The organism is Flavobacterium salmonis (assembly GCF_903819435.1).
In the GTDB taxonomy this organism is placed as follows: Bacteria; Bacteroidota; Bacteroidia; order Flavobacteriales; family Flavobacteriaceae; genus Flavobacterium; species Flavobacterium chungangense.
In genome coordinates this window covers 1-2,356 of the sequence record NZ_CAIJDP010000011.1, presented here as the reverse complement: position 1 = coordinate 2,356, position 2,356 = coordinate 1, and the positions used below count along the sequence as shown (strand labels likewise).

General features: G+C 45.7%; 1 protein-coding gene. It reads left to right on the top strand.

The genetic code is table 11. From position 1 onward, the window contains the following. Positions 1-2,356: MBG domain-containing protein (locus tag FLACHUCJ7_RS00055; protein WP_219634025.1), on the top strand; the 2,356-nt coding region annotated here is incomplete at both ends.

The window sequence follows — 2,356 nt, the reverse complement described above, 5'->3', positions numbered from 1 at the left end:
AACGGATGCTAACGGATGTACCGCTACTCGAAACTTTACAATTACACAACCAACGGCTATCAGTACGGCAACTGCGGCGCAAACAAATGTGTCTTGTAACGGTGGATCTAATGGTTCTGCTTCAGTGACTCCTTCGGGTGGTGCTGGTGGATATACCTACTCATGGTCGCCTTCGGGTGGAACAGCTGCTACAGCAACTGGATTAAGTGCAGGAACATATACTGTAACGGTAACGGATGCTAACGGATGTACCGCTACTCGAAACTTTACAATTACTCAACCAACGGTTATCAGTACAGCAACTGCGGCGCAAACAAACGTATCCTGTAACGGTGGATCTAATGGTTCTGCTTCCGTGACTCCCTTGGGAGGTGCTGGAGGATATACCTACTCATGGTCGCCTTCGGGTGGAACAGCTGCTACAGCAACTGGATTAAGTGCAGGAGCATATACTGTAACGGTAACCGATGCTAACGCATGTACCGCTACTCGAAACTTTACAATTACTCAACCAACTACTATCAGTACGGCAACTGCGGCGCAAACAAATGTGTCTTGTAATGGTGGATCTAATGGTTCTGCTTCCGTGACTCCTTCGGGTGGTGCTGGTGGATATACCTACTCATGGTCTCCGTCTGGTGGAACAGCTGCTACAGCAACTGGATTAAGTGCAGGAACCTATACTGTAACGGTAACAGATGCTAATTCATGTACGGCTACTCGAAACTTTACAATTACACAACCAACAGTTATCAGTACGGCAACTGCGGCGCAAACAAATGTGTCTTGTAACGGTGGATCTAATGGTTCTGCTTCGGTGACTCCTTCAGGAGGTGCTGGTGGATATACCTACTCATGGTCTCCGTATGGTGGAACGGCTGCTACAGCAACTGGATTAAGTGCAGGAACTTATACTGTAACGGTAACCGATGCGAACGCATGTACAGCTACTCGAAACTTTACCATTACACAACCAACGGTTATCAGTACAGCAACTGCGGCGCAAACAAACGTATCCTGTAACGGTGGATCTAATGGTTCTGCTTCGGTGACTCCTTCGGGAGGTGCTGGTGGATATACCTACTCATGGTCTCCGTATGGTGGAACGGCTGCTACAGCAACTGGATTAAGTGCAGGAACTTATACTGTAACGGTAACCGATGCGAACGCATGTACAGCTACTCGAAACTTTACCATTACACAACCAACGGTTATCAGTACGGCAACTGCTGCGCAAACAAATGTGTCTTGTAACGGTGGATCTAATGGTTCTGCTTCTGTGACTCCTTCAGGAGGTGCTGGTGGATATACCTACTCATGGTCGCCTTCGGGTGGAACGGCTGCTACTGCAACTGGATTAAGTGCAGGAACCTATACGGTAACGGTAACCGATGCGAACGCATGTACAGCTACTCGAAACTTTACAATTACACAGCCAACGACTATCAGTACGGCAACTGCTGCGCAAACAAATGTGTCTTGTAACGGTGGATCTAATGGTTCGGCTTCCGTGACTCCTTCGGGAGGTGCTGGTGGATATACCTACTCATGGTCGCCTTCGGGTGGAACGGCTGCTACTGCAACCGGATTAAGTGCAGGAACTTATACCGTAACGGTAACCGATGCTAATGGATGTACCGCTACACGAAACTTTACAATTACACAACCAACGGCTATCAGTACGGCAACTGCGGCGCAAACAAATGTGTCTTGTAACGGTGGATCTAATGGTTCGGCTTCCGTGACTCCTTCGGGAGGTGCTGGTGGATATACCTACTCATGGTCGCCTTCGGGTGGAACAGCTGCTACTGCAACTGGATTAAGTGCAGGAACTTATACCGTAACGGTAACCGATGCTAATTTATGTACGGCTACTCGAAACTTTACAATCACACAACCTACAGCAATTAATTTCACAACAACAGTTTTGTCTGGTTATGATTACAATACTGGATATAGTCAAACTATAGTAGCTTCAGGAGGAACAGGATCTAAAACCTATGCAGTTACAGCGGGAAGTTTGCCTTCTGGTTTTTCGCTATCAACAGCTGGACAGATAACAGGTATTTCAACTCAAATTGCTGATAGTAATTTTACGGTTACCGCTACTGATGCTAATAGTTGTACTGCTACCTATAATTATATACTGAAATTAAATCAAATCCCAATTACCGTAACTGCAACACCTTCTCAAACTAAAGTATATGGGGAGAGTGATCCTGTTTTAACTTATACAGTGTCACCAAGTTTGCTTTCTGGAGATTCATTCACAGGATCTTTAACAAGAGTTAGTGGTGAAAATATTGGTAATTATGCTATTAATCAAGGTTCGCTTTCAGCTGGATCTAAATATTTA